Origin of the sequence: Paraburkholderia nodosa (assembly GCF_001718195.1) — a bacterium.
Lineage (GTDB): Bacteria > Pseudomonadota > Gammaproteobacteria > Burkholderiales > Burkholderiaceae > Paraburkholderia > Paraburkholderia nodosa_A.
In genome coordinates, this window is sequence record NZ_MCNV01000007.1 from 259,894 (window position 1) to 280,123 (window position 20,230).

Sequence of the window (20,230 nt, forward strand, 5' to 3'; positions counted from 1 at the left end):
TACCGAATCGAATTCGACGCAGGCAGTGTGCAGCCGAAACTACGAGCCGTTATGGCATTAGGTTCGCACCGTCATGGTCGACGACTAGCCGTACTTTGTCGCTCGCGGTCGCACTGATTCTCGGCTACGCGAAACCGCGCAATGCAATCGCGGCGCACTGGAAGGCTACCCTGAAACAGGGTCTCCCTACGCCAGGCGGCCTCCTTGATCTCGACGTGTGCCATCTCGATAAGGTCAGGCGCGGACTCGGCCGGCGCCGTTTCCTCCTTCGAACGCCGGCTTGCGCGGCTTTACTTCTCGGGGGGCAGGAGAATCAGCTCCGGCAGCACCACCTCTTCCGCCTCGTGCTTCTGGTAGCCCGCTTCCATCAGCGACGCCACCTCCCTCGCCGCTCGCTTGCTCGCCGTCTGGGCCTCCTCGTTCAGCGTCCCGTCCTTCTGCATTTGCCAGTACTCCTTCGGGCGCCACTTCTGCCAGTGGTTGAGCGCCATCCCAACGTATTGGAGTCCTAGCATCGGTCTCTCCTCCGGTGTTTCCCTCATAACGGCACAATACGCGCTTGCCGACAGATGCGCATGCCCGTATTGCAACCGCGCGAGACGTCCGCAATTATCTTGCTGTCTTGTTGGGCAACACGCGAGCCACGCACTCGCGCGCTGAATTCAATACTTCAGCGGCCACAGACCGTCGTACGCTTCCGTCGTCGGCGAGACGTTCACGCGTCCGCTCCGCACTGTATCTCGCCATCCGCCCGCATTCATCGGGCCGAAGCTGCCGTCCACAGGACATCTGGGACTTATGGCAGAATCGCGTCATTAAACTGACGTTACGTTTTTTCTGCGCAGGCTTGGTGGTCTCATTTATTGCGCCCAGATGTAATCAAGCGAAATAAATGAGCAGCGTTTAGGCGGGCAACCGTCATTTTCTTGAGCAAGACCGCATGGACCCAAAAGAAAAGAAAGAACTCAGCGAGTCCGACATCAAGGCCAAATTCATCACACCTGCCGTCGCCCAAGCAGGTTGGGATGAGATGACGCAGATTCGCCGTGAGGTCACACTGACGCCCGGACCCGTCGTCGTGCGCGGCAACCTTTCTTCACGCAATAAGAAGAAAAAGAAGTTTGCAGACTACGTCTTGCAGAAGGAAAAGGGCGTGCCCGTGGCGGTAATCGAGGCCAAAGACAACAATCACACCACCAGCCATGGCCTCCAGCAGGCCTTGGGCTATGCGGAACTGCTGGATGTGCCCTGTGCGTTCAGCTCCAACGGCGACGGATTTGCCAGCCACAACAAGGCAGCGACGTCAGGCGAAGATACTGAGACCGAGTTCGGGATGGAAGCGTTTCCATCACCAGATGAACTTTGGCAGCGCTACAAGTCTTTCCGAGGAATTGAAGATTCCCAAGAGCCGCTGGTCACAGAACCCTACTTTGACGACGGAAGTGGCAAGGAACCGCGCTACTACCAGGCCGAGGCAATCAACCGCGTGATCGAGAAAGTGGCCCAAGGCGAAAAGCGCCTGCTGCTGGTGATGGCCACAGGCACCGGCAAGACGTATACGACCTTTCAGATCATCTATCGCCTGTGGAAGGCCAAACAAGCGAAGCGCATCCTCTTCCTTGTTGATCGCAACATCCTTGCTGACCAGACCCTGGTGAACGACTTCAAGCCCTTTGGCTCGGTCATGACCAAGATCCGCAACCGCAAGATCGACCCGTCATACGAAGTTTATCTTGGCTTGTACCAGGCACTCACGGGCCCGGACGAGGAAGACAAGATCTTCAAGTCGGTGAAGCGGGATTTCTTCGACCTGATCGTCATCGACGAGTGCCACCGTGGTAGCGCGAACGACGACTCGGCCTGGAAGGAGATCCTGGAGTACTTCGACGGCGCCATTCAACTCGGCCTGACCGCCACGCCCAAGGAAACCAAATACGCGTCCAACATCACCTACTTTGGCGAACCAATCTACACCTATTCGCTCAAGCAGGGCATCCAAGATGGATTTTTGGCGCCTTACAAGGTCGTGCGCATTGACATCGACAAGGACATCATTGGCTGGACGCCGCCGCCTGGCATGAAGGATGACTTAGGCAACGATCTCGAAGAACGGCAATACAATCAGATCGACATGGACCGCATCCTGGTGCTGAACCAGCGTACCAAGCTGGTGGCAGAGCGCGTGATGAAGCTGCTCAATGCCACGGACCCCTTCCAGAAGACAATCATCTTTTGTGAAGATATCGACCACGCCGAGCGCATGCGCAAAGCCATCGTCAACGCAGCTGGCCCCTTGGCCAAGGCAAACAGCAAGTACGTGATGCGCATCACGGGCGACAGTGTGGAAGGCAAGGCCGAGCTCGATAACTTCATCGACCCGGAAAGCAAATACCCCGTCATTGCCACCACCTCTGAGTTGTTGACCACTGGGGTAGATGCAAAGACCTGCAAGCTCATCGTGCTAGACAAGACCGTGAACTCCATGACCACGTTCAAGCAGATCGTGGGGCGCGGCACGCGCATTGACGAATTACAGAACAAGTACTTCTTCACCGTCATGGATTTCAAGAAGGCCACCGAGCTCTTCAAAGATCCGGCGTTCGATGGGGAACCTGTCGTCATCTATGAGCCCGACAACGACGATGACCCGGTGCCGCCTGATCCAGACCCCGGTGATGATGGGGACAATGCGGACGAGGATGGTGAAGGTCAAGACGTCAAGAAGTACCATGTAGGCGGCGTGGCGGTGCGCATCCTCTCGGAGCGCGTGGAATACCTCGGCGAAGACGGCGAGATGGTGACCGAAAGCTACCGCGATTACAGCCGTAAGAGCATCCGCAAGGAGTTCTCTTCGCTGGATGACTTCCTGCAAAAGTGGAACACCGCCAAGAAAAAGGCCGCCATTATCGAAGAGCTGGCCGAGTACGGCATTGAACTGCCTAAGCTGGCCCAAGAGGTGGGAAAGGACTACGGCGACTTCGATCTGATCTGCCATATCGCCTTTGACCAGCCCCCGCTGACCCGCGATGAACGGGCCAACAAGGTTAAAAAGCGTAACTACTTCACCCGATACGGCGGGCAAGCCCGGGCGGTGCTCGAGGCGCTATTGGACAAGTACGCCGATGAGGGCGTGATGACCATTGAAAATAACAACGTCTTGAAGCTGGAGCCTTTTAAGACGCTCGGTACGCCAGTGGAGATCATCAACGGCGTATTCGGCGGCAAGGCCAAGTACGAGGAAGCGCTGCAAGCGCTCGAAAACGAACTATTCAAAGAAGCAAGTTAAGCTGACCAGGAATTTAATGAGTAACGTAAGTGGTGTAATCAAGTCCATTCAGGACATCATGCGCAAGGATGTCGGTGTCGACGGCGACGCCCAACGCATCAGCCAACTGGTGTGGATGTTCTTCCTTAAGATCTACGACGACCGAGAAGCGGAAATCGAACTGCTGGAAGATAGCTACAAATCGCCGCTGCCCGAGCACTTGCGGTGGCGTAACTGGGCCGCCGACCCGGAGGGCATGACTGGCGACGAGCTCAACGATTTTGTCAACCTGCAGCTCTTCCCGACACTGAAGACCAAGCTGACCGTCAGCGGTGAAAATGGTCAACGGGCACTTGTGATCCGCAGCGTCTTCGAGGACGCCTACAACTATATGAAGTCGGGCACACTGATGCGGCAGGTCATCAACAAGATCTGCGAGATCGACTTCAACAACACGCAAGACCGTCACACCTTCGGCAGCATCTACGAGCAGATCCTGAAAGACTTGCAAAGCGCAGGTAACGCCGGCGAGTTCTACACGCCCCGTGCCGTCACCAAATTTATTGTCGACCGCGTGGATCCTACGCTCGACGAAAGCGTGCTGGATCCGGCCTGCGGCACGGGCGGCTTCTTGGCGTGCACCATCGACCACAAGCGCGCGAACTATGTAAAAAACGCCTCTGATGAATCGGTGCTGGTGGGCAGCATTCACGGCGTTGAGAAGAAGGCGCTCCCGCACATGCTGTGTACCACCAACATGATCCTGCACGGCATCGACACGCCCACTCAGATCGAGCACGACAACATGCTCAGCCGCCGCGCCTACAAGGATTACGGCGAGGCCGACCGGGTCAACGTAATCGTCACCAATCCGCCTTTTGGTGGCATGGAAGAAGACGGGGTGGAAAACCAATTCCCGGCCACCTTGCGCACCCGCGAAACCGCCGACCTGTTCATGGCACTGGTCGTAAAGCTCTTGAAGAACAACGGCCGCGCCGCAGTGGTGCTGCCCGATGGCTTCCTCTTTGGCGAGGGCATGAAAACGCGCCTGAAACAGATGCTGCTGGAGCAGTGCCACCTGCACACCATCGTGCGCCTGCCCAATGGCGTGTTTAACCCGTACACCAGTATCAAGACGAACGTCCTGTTCTTCACCAAGAAGCCGGAAAGCGAATGGCCGGCCACGACGGAAGTGTGGTTTTACGAACACCCCTACCCGGAAGGTGTCGTCAGCTACAACAAGACCCGCCCAATGCAGTTCGAGGAGTTTGAAGCCGAACGTGCGTGGTGGGGCAGCGAGGCCGACGGCTTCAAAAGCCGCGTGGAAACCCCGCAGGCCTGGAAAGTGAGCATCGAGGACATCACCGCCCGCAACTACAACCTCGACTTCAAGAACCCGCATGTGGGTGAGCAAACTAGCCACGACCCGGACGAGCTGCTGGCACAATACCAAGGCCAGCAGAAGGAAATCCAGAAGCTGCAGGACCAGCTTAAAGGCATTCTTGCAGGCGCATTGGTTGGAGCGAGGTGCGCATGAACGCTGTCGACCAACTGCTGATCCAGCATCTGGACCTGTGGGCCTCTGCCATCAAGCGGAAAGCTGCTGCGGGGCGTGGCTCCTCGAACAAGATTGAGCTCTACGGCATCAAGAAACTGCGTGAGCTGATTCTCGAGCTGGCAGTGCGCGGCCTGCTGGTGCCGCAAGACCCGAACGACGAACCCGCCAGCGAACTGTTGAAGAAAATCGTCGCTGAAAAGGCACGGTTGGTGAAGGAAGGCAAGATCAAGAGGGAAAGGCCGCTGCCTGCGATTGACGGGAACGACGCTCCGTTTCCGCTACCAGAAGGATGGGCACTAGCGAGACTCGGTGATGTCATTAACGTCCTTAATGGGCGAGCTTATAAAAAGCCCGAGATGCTTTCGGAAGGCACGCCGCTTTTGAGAGTTGGCAACCTGTTCACCTCGAACGAGTGGTATTACTCGGATCTGGAATTAGAACCAGAAAAATACATTGATGACGGCGATCTCATCTATGCATGGTCAGCCTCTTTTGGCCCATTCATTTGGCAGGGGGGAAAGGTCATCTACCATTACCACATATGGAAGATGGATTTTTTTAGCAAGTCTCATGTAGATAAATTTTTCTTTAGAAACTATCTAGAAGCAATATCGGCCTCAATTAAAGCGTCAGGTAATGGCATTGCCATGATTCACATGACGAAAGAGCGGATGGAAAAGCTTGTCTTGCCAATCCCTCCTCTCGCCGAACAACACCGTATCGTCGGAAAAGTAGACGAACTAATGGCGCTGTGCGACCAGCTTGAGCAACAGGCCGGGGTCAATCTCAGAGCGCATCAAACCTTGGTGGAGACCCTGCTAAATATATTGACGAGCGCATCGGATTACGCACAGTTCGCCAGTGCCTGGAAACGCATCGCCAATCACTTTGATACCCTGTTCACCACCGAACAAAGCATCGACCGGCTTCAGCAGGCCATTCTGGACCTTGCTGTGATGGGTAAACTCGTCCCGCAAGACGGTAAGGACGAACCTTCCAGCGAACTGCTCAAGAAAATCGCCGGTGAAAAAGGCAAGCTGGTGAAGGAAGGCAAGATCAGAAAGGAAAAGCCGCTACCGGCGATTGCTGATGGTGTAACGCCGCTTGGTCTGCCGAGTGGGTGGCGCTGCGCATCGTTGCAAGAATTGACTGCGCTAGTAACGGATGGCGACCATCAAGCGCCACCGAAGGCAGATTCCGGAGTACCTTTCTTGGTTATCGGAAACCTCAATAAGGGAATTGTTGATTTTTCAGACTGTAAATACGTACCAGAGACGTACTACGAAAACCTTGATTGGGGAAGAAGGCCATGCTCATTGGATCTGCTTTATACAGTCACCGGGTCGTATGGAATTCCGGTGGTAATCAATAGCGATTCCAGATTTTGCGTGCAACGACACGTAGCGATTCTGAAGTCTACCAACTCAACTCCCGTTGCGTATCTTTACCTATTTCTAAAATCGACGTTTGCATTTAACTATGCGTCATCAATAGCAACGGGTATCGCTCAAAAGACAGTGCCTCTTTCCGGCCTGCGAGCAATGCCGGTTACCTTGCCGCCCCTTGCCGAACAGCACCGCATCGTCGCCAAAGTCGACACACTGATGGCACTGTGCGACCAGCTCAAGGCCCGCCTCTGCGATGCACAGGTCACCCAGCTGCATCTGGCCGACGCGGTGGCCGAGAAAGCGCTTGCGGGAGCATGATGTCTGGCCAGCCTGAAACTTGGTGCCAACAGGATGGGCACGCCGACTTCGAGCTGTTTGAAGACTTTAATGCTTGGATCGATCAGGGGGAGAGTGATCTCGACCTTCCGCTGTTGCAGAAGCTTGGCCAGGTCGGTTTGTCTAACACTAGCAAGGCGTTCTTCGCCGGCGACCGTGAAGCTTACGAGCAAGCGCTGAAGGCCTATCGCGCCGAACGTCATTTCGAGGTGCTTAGCCGGGAGCACTTCATCGAGACTTACGGTGAGGAGGACGGCACGCATTGGTTTGACCGCAATGAACAGCGCTTCAACCAGTTGGTGGAGCGCCTGGCTGCGCAAGACGTCGTTCCGTTCATTGGGGCCGGCATCTCAGTGGGAGGAGGCTTTCCGACCTGGGCGAACCACTTGCGACAGCAGGGCCGCACGGCGGGCATTCCACCCGCACAGGTGGAGGCATGGTTGGCTCAGGGCCAGTACGAAGAGTTCATCGAGCATATCGAGCGGCAACACGGGCGCGATGCGTTTGCTCAGGAAATCCGCGATGTATTTGGTAAGCGCGGTAGCATCCAGGGCATCACCCTGCTCATCTCGGAGCTGTTCACCGACACGCTGATCACGACAAACTACGACCGCTTGCTGGAGCAGGTGTTCGATTCCGGTGAAACGCCTCATGTGCAAGTGATTAATGGCGTGACGGCCATGGAGCTTCCGGATCCGGAGAAGGTCGTGATCATCAAGATCCACGGAGACTTCAAGGACCCGGCGCATTGCATCCTGAGTAAAGCGCAGTACGATCAGGCTTACGGCGCAGCCACGTTGGACCTACATCGGGCTGTGCCCAAGATACTAAGCCGGTACTACCGGAATAACAGCCTACTGTTCATCGGTTGTAGCTTGAGGAACGACCGCACTTTGCAGGTCTTTCAAGCCACCAAGGCTGCGGCAGGAGATGTCTTGTTTCCTCAGCACTTTGCTATAGAGCAAGCACCTGAGGAACTTGATGCTCTGGTTGCACGCAACGGAGAACTCTCGCGACTAGGCATCACCGCCATCTGGTATCCGAGAGGGCAGCATGAAAAAGTGGAGGCAGTGCTTCGCCATGCCAGAGGCGAGCTGAACTACATGAAGGCTCAAGTTGCCCGCGACCGGCTCAAGTAACTATTGTTTGACAGTCAACTTTTTAGCGGGAGGAGGCAGAGCGGCACCACCACCGACGCTTGCACCTCCTCCACGGTGGTCCAAGCGGGCGAATCGGACGTTGGCCGTTTGAACAAAAGTTCTGCTGGTCCAGCACCCGCGCGGGCACGTAGCGCTGCTCTCAACTGTATGGCCGTCCTAGAGCGATATCGGTGGCATCATGCCCTTCATGAACTGCGGCAACAGTTCGAAACAGACGCAGCTCGGGCTGAACGTCTGAAGAACGTTCATGATTGGGAGCAGCACCATGCCGGAAAGAAACGTCCGCCTGACCCAGACGCCGCTTTCGGGAGCTGGCTGTCCTTTTGCGATGCTGGGCAGCTCTTACTCACCACTACGCACCGGAAGCTCGCGGCGCGGTTGTCTCTGGGCAGCTATCAGCGAGGACTAAGGTTGCTAAATGCGATCTGCCACCGTGCTGAGAAGGCAGGATTCGGAGTTCATATGTCAAAGGGTGAAGAACGCCTGAGGTTGTCAAAAACAGGTGCCCACGTCGATATCCGGATCACGGAGAAGCTAGTCAAGGGCACACGGCATCAAATTAATACGTGGAACCAATCCCCCGTACGAGTCCGTACCCTGGCGCCGACGGGAAAGCTCGCACTATTTATCGAATAACAAGGCACGGGGCACGCTGAAATAGTCGACAGCGTGGACCGACTGCTGGAGGATCAACTGGACGACATTCTCGCAGCCATTTACCGGCGACACCGCGTTTCCTCCCTGAGAGTCGCCGAATGGGCAGAACGCGAGCAAAGATCCAAAGAGGCTGAAATCAGGCGCCACGAACAAGAACGTCAAAGAGCGGCGAGACAGCGGGAGTCTGAGGAGGAAAATAACCGTCGCCAAGCGTTGATTTTGGAGGCGAAGAAGTGGCGGCATGCTGAACTGATCCGTGCGTACCTCGCCTTACTAGATAGTGGCCTTGGCCGCGCCGCTGAGCCCTCGGACGAATACGTTGCTTGGCGTGAATGGGCATTGGGAGTTGCTGATGACCTTGATCCCACCTATCACCGCATGGCCCTTCGCGTGCGGCCAGACCAGGGATGAATATTAGGGACGGACAGAGCCATTGTTCACCGGCGAAGTGGCTTCAGGAAATCGCTCTGGGTTTCTGGCTCCCAACCTGCAGTGTTTACGCACCGCGCTATGATCGGCGCAGCGGCGGTGCCAGCTTCAGATTAGCGGTCCGACCTATCGCCTGGAGCTAAATGGATTGAGGTGGACCGAATACGCTTACACTGCGGTTACACGCCCCATAAACACAAAAGGGTTACAAGGCAAAATCGCCTGTAACCCTTTGATTTTATTGGTGGAGCGGAGGAGGATCGAACTCCCGACCTTCGCATTGCGAACGCGACGCTCTCCCAGCTGAGCTACCGCCCCAACGAATCACCGATTCTACACACACAAAATCCGTTTTGCCAAGCGTCGAATTTGACCCCAAGCAAAACTACTTCGAAGGCGCTCCGGCGAGCACCCAAGCCACGACAGAATGGATATCGGCGGCACTCATCCCCGGGTGAGACGGCATCGGAATAGCCCCCCACACCCCTGCCCCACCGTCCCGCACTTTCTTCTCCAGCTTGCCCTGGGCCCCTGCATCGCCCTTGTACTTCGCAGCGACATCCGTAAACGACGGCCCCACAAGCTTGCGATCCACCGCATGGCACCCCATGCAAGCATTCGCCTGAGCGACCTTCAACCCATCCGGCACAGCAGCAAAAGCGGGCGAAGCGAGACCAAGACCAACCACAGCAACCACAACCCCACCAACAAACCGCCGCATCACAAAGCCCCCGTGTTCCCCGGCTTCGTAGCCGAAGAATTCGTCACGGGCGCGGGCGCCTGGTGCTCAATAGGCTGCGAGGTCACACCAGAATCAGGCACCGCCCCCACCGTCGGCGCATCGGCAGCAGGCGCCGCCGCCGGCGCACTGGGCGCAGCCGCCGTCGCCACCGTCGCCTGTTGCGGGTCGATGTACTGGTAGCACTTCACCACCTGCGTCACGCCCATCACCCCGGCCGTCGCGTTGGCGGCGATATTGCCTTCCTGCGGCGTAACCAGCCCCATGAGATAGATCGTGCCGCGCTCGCTCACCACCTTGAAGTTGTTCGCGGAGATGTCCTTATAGGCAATCAGCTCTCCCTTCACGCGTCCTTCGAGGTACGAGTCGTTTGCGCGCGAGGAGAACGAGCTGGCCGGCTGCACCGCCAGCTCGTTGACGATCGATGCAACGTTCGTCACGGCTCGCACGATGCTCTCGGCCTTCTGCTTCGAGGCGTCGTCGGGCACTTCACCCGTGATCAGCACGCGCTGGTTGAACACCGCCACGTTCACGTGCGCCGTATCGGGCAGTTGCTTGCCGAGATCGGCAAGCGCCTTCACCTGGATCTCGCGGTCTTCGGTTTGCGAACCCACCGTGCGGCGGTCGGTTGCCACCAGCGCCGTGCCGCCCGCCGCGCCCGCCAGCGCCAGGAAGCAGCCCTGCAGGCTTGCGCAGAGCGAGGCTGCGAAGCCGATCGTCAGCGTGGTCCGTGCCAGCGCGCGCGTCATGCCGTATCTGCTCATCAACTTCCCCTCTCTTCGTCTTACGGTGTCAGTCTTCGCCCAGCAGCATCGCGTCGATGCCGTCGCAAAGACAGTGAATAGTTAACAGATGCACTTCCTGAACACGCGCCGTCCGGTCACTCGGCACGCACAGCTGAATGTCGGTATCGGCGAGCACGCTGTTCACGTCGCCGCCGCCCTTGCCGGTCAGCGCGATCACGACCATTTCGCGTTCGTGCGCTTCCTGAATGGCGGCCAGCACGTTTACGGAGTTGCCCGAGGTCGTGATGGCGAGCAGCACGTCGCCGGGCTGGCCGAGCGCGCGCACCTGCTTCGCAAATACCTGCTCGTACGCGTAATCGTTGGCAACGGCGGTGAGCACCGAGGCGTCGGTGGTCAGCGCGAGCGCGGGCAGGCCCGGGCGTTCGCGCTCGAACCGGCCGATCAGTTCGGCGGCGAGTTGCTGGGCAGTGGCGGCGGATCCGCCATTGCCACACGCGAGAATCTTGTTGCTGTTCGCGAGCGCGGCGAACATCGTATCGACCGCGGCGGCAATCGGGACCGCCAGGGTTTCCATGGCCGCGAGCGTAGTGGCTGCGCTATCGCGGAAGTGCTGTTGAATGCGTTCGACGGACATCGACTCTCTAATCTGTACTGCGGGTATCGCAAAATTTCCGCGCGGTGCGGCGTGCCGCAAGTTTAGCGCACTCGAGGGCGTTCATTTTCACCCTTCTTTCTATCGCGTAAGTTTTAGCTCTCGTGCGCTTCCGGTTGAAACGCGTCGCGCAGCCAGACGAGCCGGCCGCTCTCGAACGCGATCACGTCGAAGCGGCACGCGGGCGGCGTTCGCGCCTGCGCGGCCGCTTTCCCATTCGCATCGGCGGCGCGCCACGTCGCGAGAAAGTAGCGCGCCGCGCGCAGCACGCGCTGCTGTTTGCGCCATCCCACGCTCGCCGCCGCCCCGCCGAATTCCGGCCGCGCGCGGGCGCGCACTTCCACGAAAACCAGCGTGCCGTCGCGCTCACGCATCACGAGATCGAGTTCGCCGCCGCGGCAATTCACGTTGCGCGCGACCAGTTCCAGGCGCTCGCGACGCAAAAACGCCAGGGCGTGCGCCTCGAAACGCGCGCCCGTCGCGCGGCGTTGGGCATTCGACTGCGCTCGCGCGCAAAAGTTGTCGACGCGTGCACTTTCGTTCGCGCCGCTTCCCTCGGGTGCACTCGCGCCCGCGTGGCACAATGTCGGCCTCTTTTCCTGCTTTCGCGCGTTGCGTGTCATGACGTCCCTCTCGTCCCCCTTCGAACTCGCACAGGCCCAGCAATATCCGGCCGCCACGCTGTACGTCGTGGCCACGCCCATCGGCAATGTCGCCGACATCACGCTGCGCGCCCTGCACGTGCTCGGCCTCGTCGATCGCATCGCCGCCGAAGACACGCGCAACACCGGCCAGCTCCTCGCGCGCTACGGTATTTCGAAGCCGCTCGTCGCCGTACACGAGCACAACGAGCGCGAAGCGGCGCAGCGTGTGATCGAGTTTCTGCGCGCGGGCGAGCGCGTGGCCTGCGTTTCGGACGCGGGCACGCCCGGCATTTCCGATCCGGGCGCGAAACTCGTGGACGCGGTGCGCGCCGCCGGCCTGAACGTCATGCCGCTACCTGGCGCGAGCGCACTCGCAACGGCGCTTTCCGCTGCCGGCGACTGGGTCTCGACCTTCACGTTCCTCGGCTTTCTGCCGCCCAAGCCCAAGCAGCGCGCAGCCGCATTGCAGCCGCTCGCCTCGCATACGCACGCGATGGTGTTCTACGAAGCCCCGCATCGCATCGTCGAAACCGTGCAGTCGCTCGCCGATGCGTTCGGTCCCGCGCGCCGCATCCTCATCGCCCGCGAATTGACGAAGCTACACGAGTCGCTCTGGAGCGGCACCCTGGCCGAAGCGCCAACGTGGCTCGCAGCGGATGCGAACCGTCAGCGCGGCGAGTTCGTGCTGGTGGCGGAAGGTGCGAGCGAGCAGGCGGAAGGCGAAGCCGATCACGACGCGCTCTTGCGCGTGCTGCTTCAGGAAGTACCGATAAAGGGCGCGGCGAAGATCGCGGCGGCGCTCACGGGCGCGTCGCGCAATGCGCTCTACGCGCGGGCGCTGGAATTGAAGGGTGAAGGCGGGGAAGAAGCGGACGACTGAGCCGACTACAGTCAAAAGCACCAGCCAGAAAAACCGAAGGGCCGCCTGAGTCAATCAGGCGGCCCTTCGCATGTGCATTCGACTCTGCCAGGCGGGTCAGCCTCGGGCGCGTCGCGGCGCACTCAGCGCCACGCCCAAACGAGATCGCTTAGTGATCGATGTTCGAGTTCGCGGCAAGCATATCCGCTTGCGCGGCCTTCGCTTCCTGGCGCGTGAGGCCTTCGATGTCCACCTTCGCCGTACCCGCGTGCTGCACGCCAAGGAGCTTGGCGGCGGCATACGAGAGGTCGAGCACACGGCCACGTGCGTACGGGCCACGGTCGTTGATCTTCACCACTACCCACTTCGACGTGCCGGGCACGCTCACGCGCACATACGAGCCGAGCGGCAGCGTGCGGTGCGCAGCCGTGAGCGCCTTCATGTTGAAGCGCTCGCCGCTTGCGGTGCGGCGGCCGTGGAACGCGCGGCCGTACCACGAGGCGCGGCCGGTCTGGTGGAACGAGTGGACGTCCGGGCCGTTCTCGTCGATCGCCTCGGCGTTCGCGAGCGAGTTGTCCTTCGCCGTGCCCGATGCGGGCAGCGCAGCGAGCGCGGAGCCGTAGCCCTGCGGCGCAGTGAAAGCCGCGTCCTTCGTGCGAAGGGCGTCGCTGGATGCCTGGTCCTGCTGGGCAGGCGGCACGGCGCAACCGGCCAGAATGGACACGGCTGCGAGACTCCCGAGTCGTCGTCGAGTCAGTCTAAGGTTCATAACATTGCCATCACGTTCTCGAAGCCTGTCCCGCGCCATGTGTGCGCGTTGTCGGAAAGGCTTCGGCGGTCGCGGGCAAAGCTTCGCCATCGCTCGCCTGGAATGAAAAAGGCGAACGCGTGCCAATGCCCGGATGCAGCCCTAATAAGCCGCTAACCGCTAGTTATCTTTCACGTCTGGCGCAACCTGTCCCCGGCAGCCTGACCAGACCCCACATGCCGCCATCGAACGATGAAGCTCGTTCAGGCGCGCCGGAAACTCTCGGCGCACAGGAACGGCGGCGTAGGCCCCACCCAGCGTCACGGCATGTAGGCCGTTGCAGGCGCGTGGCACCTGGCTGGGCAAGACGTGCGGCGTCGAACGGATCGACACCTGATTTGCTATCTTGTAAGGCAGCCTGTTTCGGCCCGCCTAGAACGACAGCACTGCTTGACGGCGATGTATGCGACCTCTTTTTTTTACGAAGGTCACACCGCCCTTTGAAAGCACGAATTCCGTGCGTGATGGGTCGCATTATACCCAAAAGTTATTCCTGTCACGCCAGTGCCTCACAAATCTCCATGATTTTTCACTATTGATGTAACAAAGCCGTTCGCCTTGCGCCGCCGCATCCCTTGTCAGACAAGGGACTGAGGCTGTCGCGAGCGGCGTCGGCGGCGCTTCCTGCACCCCGGTACAATCGATCCTTTGGCTGGGGCCTTCGGCACGCGACGTCGATTTCGACGCGTCGCTGTACCCGCCCCGCGAGACCTGAACCCCACGATCCCCGCATGAAAGTCACGCTGATTCCCGTCACGCCGTTCCAGCAAAACTGTTCGCTGCTCGTCGATGAAACGACGAACCGCGCCGCCGTCGTCGATCCGGGCGGCGACCTCGAACGCATCGAGGCCGAGATCGAACGTCAGGGCGTGCAGCTGGAAAAGGTGCTGCTCACCCATGGCCACCTCGACCACTGCGCCGGCGCGAAGGCGCTCGCCACGAAGTTCGGCGTACCGATCGAAGGCCCGCAGGAAGACGAGCGCTTCTGGATCGACCAGTTGCCGCAGCAGAGCGTGCGCTTCGGCTTCGGTCACGCCGAGGCGTTCGAGCCCACGCGCTGGCTTCAAGACGGCGACACGGTGCGCTTCGGCGGCGAGGAACTCGAGGTCTATCACTGCCCCGGGCACACGCCGGGTCACGTGATCTTCTTCAGCCGCAAGCACCGGGTTGCCACGGTCGGCGACGTGCTGTTCGCGGGTTCGATCGGCCGCACGGATTTCCCGCGCGGCAATCATGCGGACCTGATCCGTTCGATCCGCGAAAAGCTCTGGCCGCTGGGCGACGACGTCACGTTCGTGCCGGGCCATGGCCCCGTTTCGACATTCGGCGAGGAGCGCCGCTCCAACCCCTACGTCGCAGATGGCGTACCTGGATGAGAGTGAAAAGTAAGATGAATCAAGCCGCAATTGAGGAGATTTACGTCAGCACCGACGTCGAGGCCGATGGTCCCATTCCCGGCCCGCATTCGATGCTGAGTTTCGCTTCGGCGGCGTACACCGCCGACAAGCGTTTGATCGCCACGTTCTCGGCCAATCTCGAGATGCTCGAAGGCGCGGCGCCGCATCCGGTGCAGGCCGCCTGGTGGGAGACGCAGCCCGAGGCCTGGGCCGCATGCCGCAAGGATCTGCAAGACCCGGCGGCGGCGCTCGTCGCCTACGTCGAATGGGTGGAGGCGCTGCCCGGCAAGCCCGTGTTCGTGGCGATGCCGGCGGGCTTCGATTTCACCTTCATGTTCTGGTACATGATGCGTTTTGCCGGGCGTTGCCCGTTCTCGTGGTCGGCGCTCGACATCAAGACGCTCGCCTTCGCGATGACGGGCCTGCCGTACCGCAAGTGCATCAAGCCGCGCTTTCCGAAGCACTGGTTCGACGATCACCCGCACACGCATGTCGCGCTCGACGACGCGATCGAGCAAGGCGCCCTCTTCTGCAACATGCTGGCCGACCTGCGCGCGCAGCAAGCCGCGCTCGCCGCTGATGGGGACGACTCAGGACAAAACGCCGCGAGCACTCCGGCAAATTAGGTAATCTCCCTCATCATCTGCGCTTCGCATTGCGTTCTGTTCTCCTGGCCTCTAACATTCAGGAATACAGCGACGCAATGGAGGCGCAGTTGACACTCGATACGTTCTCTCAGAAGATCCTGCGCCTGCTGCAGCTCGACGCGCGCCGCTCGGTCCAGGAAATCTCCGACCAGGTGGGGCTCTCCAGCACCCCTTGCTGGCGCCGTATCAAGGACATGGAACAGTCGGGCGTGATCCAGCGCTACACGGCGCTGCTCGATCGCGAAAAGCTTGGCCTGCACGTCTGCGCGCTCGCGCATATCCATCTCACGCGCCACACCGAAGGCGGCGTCGAAGCCTTCGAACGCGAGATCGCCACCTGCCCCGAAGTCACCGAGTGTTACAGCACCACGGGCGAATCGGACTACATCCTCAAGATCGTCGCACCCGACATCAAGGCCTACGACGCCTTCCTGCACGATCGCATCTTCCGCATTCCCGCCGTGGCGCAGGTGCGCACGAGCGTCGTGCTGCGGGAAATCAAGTTCGATACGCAATTGCCGCTGTGAAGCCACGACGGCGCGGCGGCTTCTCCGCCGCGCCGAGCGCACTCAATGCGACTCGCGCGATTTGCCGTGCGCGGCCAGTGCGCCATGCGCATCGAGCGCCTGCATGACGACGAGCTTGCTCGCGCCGAGGCGCGCGCGCAGCGCTTCCAGATCCATGGCGGCCACGCGCCGCGCGTCGTCCGCCGCGGCCAGCACCACCTGAATCTCCAGCCCCGTGCTCAAGTAGTGCAGCGTGATGCCTTCGAGATGCACGTCATGCTCCGCCAGCTCGCTTCGCAGGCGCCTGGCCACGTCGTCGCGCGCAGGCAGGTTGGCCACGGAGCGCACGTGCATGTCGTCTTCGGGATCGACGTGAATCAGTGCATCTAGCACGCGTGCGTCGGTGAGCAGGCGAGCGCGCGCCGTCTCCGCGATGTAGTGCCCTTCCGAAACCGAAATCAGCGGATCGACGAGGATGTGCGCATCCACTAGCGCGAGGTCGCCGGTCTTGCGTGTGCGCATCTCGTGCACGTCGAGCACGCCCGGCGTGCCCATCAGCAGCGCGCGCAGGTCCGCGGCGGCGGCTTCGTCGAGCGCGCGGTCGGAGAGGTCCTGCAGCGCGTCCCAGCCGAACACCCAGCCCATGCGCGCGACCATGAAGCCGACGATGGCCGCCGCGATCGGATCGAGCAGCCGCACGCCGGCGAGGCTGCCCACAATGCCGATCGCCACGACGAGCGACGAAGCCGCGTCCGAGCGCGCATGCCAGGCATTGGCGATCAGCATGGCCGAGCGCACGCGCTGCGCCTCGCGCAGCATGTAGCGAAAGAGCCCTTCCTTGGAAACCAGCACGAGGAGCGCCACGACCAGCGCGCTCACGTGCAGCGCCGGAATATCGCCGAGATTCATGATGCGCGTGCCGGCGCGCACCAGCATGCCGACGCCCACCGCAATCAATAATGCGCCAAGGAATAACGACGCGACCGTCTCGTAACGGCTGTGGCCGTAGTTATGATCGGCGTCCGGCTTGGCGCCGCTATGCCGGTTGGCCAGCAGCACGACGAAATCGGAGACGATATCGGCGAGTGAATGCACGCCATCGGCAATCAGCGCCTGCGAATGCGCAAACACACCGATGACGATTTGCAGCACCACCAGAACAGAATTGACGCCAACGCTGACCCACGTCGTACGGCGTGCGACCTCGTGTTTATCTGAGAACGGGGGGGCGGCGGAAGAAGTCATGCGCGGCGAGAGAGCAAATTAGGGGAATAACCGCGATTGTAGCGACTGCATGCGACGATTTTATGGATAGCCCTAAAAATCTCTTTTAAATCAGATGCCTACAAGACCAGGAAGCATTCTCATTCAAGCCGTGGATACGGTTCGAACCAAACCGCACATGGTGCAGAAAATCAAAAAGCCGCGCGTCCCCGGACTGCGCGGCTTCTTGTTTTCGAGAATCAGGAGATACCTCGCCCGACTCCGCTCCTGCTTTCACTCATGCGCAGCGCGTTCAAACGCGCCGCTGACAAGTTGATTTACTTCTGGATCAGAAAACGATCGCGGTCTTGACCGGCGATCCAGCGCGGCGGCTTGCCACGGCCCGACCACGTGCTGCCGCTGTCGGGATCGCGGTATTTCGGCGCGACGCTCGCACGCGAACGGCTGGCTGCCTTCGCGGCTTTGGCGCTGGCGCGGCCGCCACCGAGTTCTGCCAGGGTAATGCCGTAGTCGGCCATTTTCTGCTTGATTTCATCGAGGACCTCGGCATATTCGCGAGCCTTCGCCTCTTCAATCTGCTTTTCCAGCTTCTCTCGCTGAGCGAGAAGTTCCTTGTAGGAAGACATAGGTGCCCTTGTGGTTTGATCTTAATGGCTACTGATCTCGCGTCAGTATGCCGATTGATAGATGCGTGCCTCGGAAATCGGTGGCGAGATTAACACAGATTTGAATGCCGGGTTGCGTGTAAGCAATAAAAATAATTAAAGCCAGATTTCCAATCCCGCGCCTTCCAGCAAGCCTCTAACTCATTGTCATTTCGTGCAAATCGGTATTTTTACTAAATCCCGCTTTTGCCAGATAAATCCACATCTCATAATTAGCAGCGGATGAAAATTAAATGCGTTGAAATACGTCAAACATTTCATCGCATGACAACTTTGAGCCAATCAACGGGGATAGAAACCGGTTGCTGCGAAGCAGCATGAGGCGACGCGCTATATAGGATAGGACGGCGGACAACGCCCGCATGGGCGGAATAAACCGTCATTGCGTATGGCGCTCAATGCAGTCGGCTAGCACCGCATGCAAGGATTGCAAATCAAACTGTGGCGCATCGAAGACAAAGCGCGTGCGGGCGCCGTCGATCACGAGATCGGCGCCGTAGCGATCCACGCCTGCGAGGTCCAGTCCGGCTCGGCGGGTGGGGTGCGTTTCGAAAAAGCGGATCAGCGTGGTTTCGTCGGCGGGAGCGAGCGGGGGGAGCGCGTCGAGGTCGGCGCCGTCCATCCAGCCCATTGCGCCAAACCCGCCGATATAACGCAGCCGCTCGACGTGCATGACCCAGAAGGTGAAGTCGCCGAGTGCGAGATAGCGCTCGGCGTCCGGGTGATAGCGCACGTAGCGCCGCGCCAGCGCCTCGCTCGCTTCGTGGGCGGCTGAGTCGACCGGCGCGACCGGCGCGACCGGTTCGAAGCGGCCGAGCAGCGTGGCGCGCGGGGCGTTCAGCACGTCGGCGTCGGGTGCGTGCGCGACGAGAAAGCCCGCGCGTGGGTCGTCGAGCAAATTGCGCGTGTGCTCGGCCAGACGGCTCACCAGGATCACCGGACGGTGCTGCGCGTCGGGCGCGAACGGCAGCAGCGTCGGATACGGAAAACCGCGCGGCTCGCGCGAGTGCGTGGCGAGCGTGCCGACAGGCGCCTGGTGCAGCAGATGCAGCGGGGCGTGAGCGGGAATCTTCAAGGGCGCGTCCTCGAGTCGAACGATGGATGCTCCTGATATTAGAGCAGCCGGCCCGGCCAACGCGCTGCGACAGGCCAGTCGCACCTTCGTTAGAATCATCGTTTGCTTTCAGGCGCCTTCCTGGTCCCTTCTCTTCCTTCTGCCCGGAATTCCCGTGTCCGACCGACCGACCGACCCCGCCCTCGCCGTTGCGAGCCCAGCCGCCCACCATCGGGCGCTGCCCGCCGCCACGCGTCATCGCGCGCGCATCGCGACCATGGCGCTCTTTTTCGTCGCCGGCATGATGTACGCGTCGTGGGGCGTGCACGTGCCGACCGTGCGCGACAAGTTTCATCTAAGCCCGGCGCTGCTCTCCTATGCGCTCTTCGCGGTCGCGGGCGGCTCGATTGCCGCGATGACGACGATCGGCGGCTGGATCGCGCGCGTGGGCTCGCGCCGCGCCTGTCTCACCGGCGGCCTGACGATGTCCGTGTGCGGCGCGCTGATCCTGGTGGTCCCGTATTACTGGATGCTGATCGTGGTGCTCGCCTTTTTTGGCGTGGGCATGGCCACGCTCGACGTCGCCATGAACGCCGAAGCGAGCGCCGTGGAAGAAGCCGTCGCCAAGCCGATCATGTCGGGGCTGCACGGCATGTTCAGCCTGGGCGGCATGGCGGGCGCGGCGATTGGCGGCGCACTGCTCGCGCGCGGCATGGCGCCGGCGCTGCATCTCTTTCTCGCTTCGGCACTGGCGGCGCTCGTGCTGTTCGTCTCGTGCCCGGCTGTCCTGCCGCACGTGCCGCACGCTACGCACGGCGAGCACGCGAAAACCGGCAACCGCTGGCGCACGCCCGCGCTCTGGGCGCTAGGCGCCATCGCGCTGATCGCCCTGATCGCCGAAGGCGCGATGTACGACTGGGCCACGGTCTACATGCGCGACGTGGTGCTCTCCACGCCTGCGCTCGCCAGCGCGGCCTACGCGGCGTTTTCGGGCGGCATGGCCGCGGCGCGCTTCGCCGGCGACGCCGTGCGCGCGCGCTTTGGCGCGCCGCAGCTCGTGATGGCGAGCGCCTCGCTCGCGTGCGCGGGCATGATCGGCGCGCTATTGCTGCCGTTCTCGTTCACCGCGCTCACGGGCTTCACGCTGATGGGGCTCGGCCTCGCCAATATGATGCCGGTGCTGTTCGCGGCCGCTGCGCGCGTGAAAGGTATCCACGCGGCCGAAGGGCTCGCGCACGTCGCGGGCATCGCCTATTTCGGCTTGCTGTTCGGGCCGGTGGTGATCGGCGGCATCACGCAGGTGACCAACCTCACGGTCGGGCTCGCCGTGGTGGCACTGTGCGCGGCGCTCGTGGCGTTTGCGGGGCCGAAGGTGCTGCGGCGGCTGGGGATCTGAAAGCGCATCGATAACTGCGTCACGCGCAGCCCCAAACGAAAAAAAGCCCGCAGGCCGAAACCTGCGGGCTTTTCCAATCGCGTGAGCGAAATGGGTAAGT

The 20,230-nt window shown here is 60.7% G+C and carries 19 protein-coding genes and 1 tRNA gene; 10 read left to right on the forward strand and 10 right to left on the reverse strand.

Annotated elements, in window-relative coordinates; all coding sequences use genetic code 11:
• Positions 1–290 precede the first annotated feature (290 nt).
• Positions 291–515: a hypothetical protein gene (locus tag BFD71_RS15360; protein ID WP_069265189.1), complete on the reverse strand. Its 225-nt coding sequence runs from the start codon at positions 513–515 to the stop codon at positions 291–293.
• A 425-nt stretch (positions 516–940) separates the two neighbouring features.
• On the opposite strand from BFD71_RS15360, the gene hsdR reads away from it, so the two are divergent.
• The 5 genes from hsdR to BFD71_RS40530 all read left to right on the forward strand — a co-directional run bounded on the left by hsdR (position 941) and on the right by BFD71_RS40530 (position 8,775).
• Positions 941–3,286: an EcoAI/FtnUII family type I restriction enzme subunit R gene (gene hsdR / locus BFD71_RS15365; RefSeq protein ID WP_069265190.1), complete on the forward strand. Its 2,346-nt coding sequence runs from the start codon at positions 941–943 to the stop codon at positions 3,284–3,286.
• Positions 3,287–3,302: 16 nt separating this feature from the next.
• On the forward strand, positions 3,303–4,802 hold the full coding sequence (locus BFD71_RS15370) for a type I restriction-modification system subunit M (protein ID WP_069265191.1): 1,500 nt from the start codon (positions 3,303–3,305) through the stop codon (positions 4,800–4,802).
• Positions 4,799–6,529 carry a restriction endonuclease subunit S gene (locus tag BFD71_RS15375; RefSeq protein WP_083245285.1) on the forward strand — a complete coding sequence of 577 codons (1,731 nt, stop codon included), beginning with the start codon at positions 4,799–4,801 and terminating at the stop codon, positions 6,527–6,529. The genes BFD71_RS15370 and BFD71_RS15375 overlap by 4 nt, the downstream gene beginning before the upstream one ends.
• Positions 6,526–7,686, forward strand: a complete 1,161-nt coding sequence (locus BFD71_RS15380; protein WP_069265192.1) for an SIR2 family NAD-dependent protein deacylase — start codon at positions 6,526–6,528, stop codon at positions 7,684–7,686. Before BFD71_RS15375 ends, BFD71_RS15380 begins: the two co-directional genes overlap by 4 nt.
• Positions 7,687–8,376: 690 nt before the next feature.
• The gene (locus BFD71_RS40530) at positions 8,377–8,775 is read left to right on the forward strand and encodes a hypothetical protein (protein WP_141710679.1); all 399 of its coding nucleotides are present in this window, start codon (positions 8,377–8,379) and stop codon (positions 8,773–8,775) included.
• A gap of 260 nt (positions 8,776–9,035) precedes the next feature.
• Here the strand turns inward: BFD71_RS40530 and BFD71_RS15390 are convergent.
• The 5 genes from BFD71_RS15390 to BFD71_RS15410 form a co-directional block, all read right to left on the reverse strand.
• Positions 9,036–9,111 (reverse strand) — tRNA-Ala (locus tag BFD71_RS15390).
• 67 nt (positions 9,112–9,178) lie between these two features.
• On the reverse strand, positions 9,179–9,514 hold the full coding sequence (locus BFD71_RS15395; RefSeq protein WP_069265194.1) for a c-type cytochrome: 336 nt from the start codon (positions 9,512–9,514) through the stop codon (positions 9,179–9,181).
• Complete coding sequence (locus tag BFD71_RS15400) at positions 9,514–10,281, reverse strand: BON domain-containing protein (protein WP_370684280.1); 768 nt, start codon at positions 10,279–10,281, stop codon at positions 9,514–9,516. Before BFD71_RS15400 ends, BFD71_RS15395 begins: the two co-directional genes overlap by 1 nt.
• Positions 10,282–10,324: 43 nt before the next feature.
• Positions 10,325–10,912, reverse strand: a complete 588-nt coding sequence (locus tag BFD71_RS15405; RefSeq protein WP_069265196.1) for a phosphoheptose isomerase — start codon at positions 10,910–10,912, stop codon at positions 10,325–10,327.
• Positions 10,913–11,025: 113 nt separating this feature from the next.
• Complete coding sequence (locus BFD71_RS15410; RefSeq protein ID WP_069265197.1) at positions 11,026–11,553, reverse strand: YraN family protein; 528 nt, start codon at positions 11,551–11,553, stop codon at positions 11,026–11,028.
• On the opposite strand from BFD71_RS15410, the gene rsmI reads away from it, so the two are divergent.
• Positions 11,552–12,454, forward strand: a complete 903-nt coding sequence (rsmI, locus tag BFD71_RS15415) for a 16S rRNA (cytidine(1402)-2'-O)-methyltransferase (RefSeq protein WP_069265198.1) — start codon at positions 11,552–11,554, stop codon at positions 12,452–12,454. The genes BFD71_RS15410 and rsmI overlap by 2 nt on opposite strands.
• A gap of 148 nt (positions 12,455–12,602) precedes the next feature.
• On the opposite strand, the gene BFD71_RS15420 is transcribed toward rsmI, so the two are convergent.
• The gene (locus BFD71_RS15420) at positions 12,603–13,202 is read right to left on the reverse strand and encodes a septal ring lytic transglycosylase RlpA family protein (RefSeq protein ID WP_069265199.1); all 600 of its coding nucleotides are present in this window, start codon (positions 13,200–13,202) and stop codon (positions 12,603–12,605) included.
• Between the two features lie 770 nt (positions 13,203–13,972).
• On the opposite strand from BFD71_RS15420, the gene BFD71_RS15425 reads away from it, so the two are divergent.
• From BFD71_RS15425 to BFD71_RS15435, 3 genes are all read left to right on the forward strand, one after another.
• On the forward strand, positions 13,973–14,617 hold the full coding sequence (locus BFD71_RS15425; protein WP_069265200.1) for an MBL fold metallo-hydrolase: 645 nt from the start codon (positions 13,973–13,975) through the stop codon (positions 14,615–14,617).
• 14 nt (positions 14,618–14,631) lie between these two features.
• Positions 14,632–15,264 carry an exonuclease gene (locus BFD71_RS15430; protein WP_028203150.1) on the forward strand — a complete coding sequence of 211 codons (633 nt, stop codon included), beginning with the start codon at positions 14,632–14,634 and terminating at the stop codon, positions 15,262–15,264.
• Positions 15,265–15,341: 77 nt separating this feature from the next.
• The gene (locus BFD71_RS15435) at positions 15,342–15,812 is read left to right on the forward strand and encodes an Lrp/AsnC family transcriptional regulator (RefSeq protein WP_176732892.1); all 471 of its coding nucleotides are present in this window, start codon (positions 15,342–15,344) and stop codon (positions 15,810–15,812) included.
• Positions 15,813–15,854: 42 nt separating this feature from the next.
• Here BFD71_RS15435 and BFD71_RS15440 read toward each other — a convergent pair whose 3' ends face one another.
• From BFD71_RS15440 to BFD71_RS15450, 3 genes are all read right to left on the reverse strand, one after another.
• Entirely contained in the window at positions 15,855–17,036 is a 1,182-nt protein-coding gene (locus BFD71_RS15440) for a cation diffusion facilitator family transporter (RefSeq protein WP_069265201.1), read from the reverse strand.
• A gap of 296 nt (positions 17,037–17,332) precedes the next feature.
• Positions 17,333–17,641 carry an H-NS histone family protein gene (locus BFD71_RS15445; RefSeq protein ID WP_069265202.1) on the reverse strand — a complete coding sequence of 103 codons (309 nt, stop codon included), beginning with the start codon at positions 17,639–17,641 and terminating at the stop codon, positions 17,333–17,335.
• Positions 17,642–18,059: 418 nt separating this feature from the next.
• Complete coding sequence (locus tag BFD71_RS15450) at positions 18,060–18,755, reverse strand: HugZ family pyridoxamine 5'-phosphate oxidase (protein ID WP_069265203.1); 696 nt, start codon at positions 18,753–18,755, stop codon at positions 18,060–18,062.
• Between the two features lie 154 nt (positions 18,756–18,909).
• Between BFD71_RS15450 and BFD71_RS15455 the strand changes: the two genes are divergently transcribed.
• The gene (locus BFD71_RS15455; protein WP_069265204.1) at positions 18,910–20,130 is read left to right on the forward strand and encodes an MFS transporter; all 1,221 of its coding nucleotides are present in this window, start codon (positions 18,910–18,912) and stop codon (positions 20,128–20,130) included.
• The last annotated feature ends 100 nt before the right edge of the window (positions 20,131–20,230 follow it).

Bases quoted from the DNA above. Each gene is read 5' to 3' on its own strand.
- BFD71_RS15420 (WP_069265199.1), bottom strand. From the start codon at position 13,202: ATGAACCTTAGACTGACTCGACGACGACTCGGGAGTCTCGCAGCCGTG.
- BFD71_RS15395 (WP_069265194.1), bottom strand. From the start codon at position 9,514: ATGCGGCGGTTTGTTGGTGGGGTTGTGGTTGCTGTGGTTGGTCTTGGT.
- rsmI (WP_069265198.1), top strand. From the start codon at position 11,552: ATGACGTCCCTCTCGTCCCCCTTCGAACTCGCACAGGCCCAGCAATAT.
- BFD71_RS15375 (WP_083245285.1), top strand. From the start codon at position 4,799: ATGAACGCTGTCGACCAACTGCTGATCCAGCATCTGGACCTGTGGGCC.
- BFD71_RS15400 (WP_370684280.1), bottom strand. From the start codon at position 10,281: ATGACGCGCGCGCTGGCACGGACCACGCTGACGATCGGCTTCGCAGCC.
- BFD71_RS15430 (WP_028203150.1), top strand. From the start codon at position 14,632: ATGAATCAAGCCGCAATTGAGGAGATTTACGTCAGCACCGACGTCGAG.
- hsdR (WP_069265190.1), top strand. From the start codon at position 941: ATGGACCCAAAAGAAAAGAAAGAACTCAGCGAGTCCGACATCAAGGCC.
- BFD71_RS15380 (WP_069265192.1), top strand. From the start codon at position 6,526: ATGATGTCTGGCCAGCCTGAAACTTGGTGCCAACAGGATGGGCACGCC.
- BFD71_RS15425 (WP_069265200.1), top strand. From the start codon at position 13,973: ATGAAAGTCACGCTGATTCCCGTCACGCCGTTCCAGCAAAACTGTTCG.
- BFD71_RS15410 (WP_069265197.1), bottom strand. From the start codon at position 11,553: ATGACACGCAACGCGCGAAAGCAGGAAAAGAGGCCGACATTGTGCCAC.
- BFD71_RS15435 (WP_176732892.1), top strand. From the start codon at position 15,342: ATGGAGGCGCAGTTGACACTCGATACGTTCTCTCAGAAGATCCTGCGC.
- BFD71_RS15445 (WP_069265202.1), bottom strand. From the start codon at position 17,641: ATGTCTTCCTACAAGGAACTTCTCGCTCAGCGAGAGAAGCTGGAAAAG.
- BFD71_RS15370 (WP_069265191.1), top strand. From the start codon at position 3,303: ATGAGTAACGTAAGTGGTGTAATCAAGTCCATTCAGGACATCATGCGC.
- BFD71_RS15405 (WP_069265196.1), bottom strand. From the start codon at position 10,912: ATGTCCGTCGAACGCATTCAACAGCACTTCCGCGATAGCGCAGCCACT.
- BFD71_RS15440 (WP_069265201.1), bottom strand. From the start codon at position 17,036: ATGACTTCTTCCGCCGCCCCCCCGTTCTCAGATAAACACGAGGTCGCA.
- BFD71_RS15360 (WP_069265189.1), bottom strand. From the start codon at position 515: ATGCTAGGACTCCAATACGTTGGGATGGCGCTCAACCACTGGCAGAAG.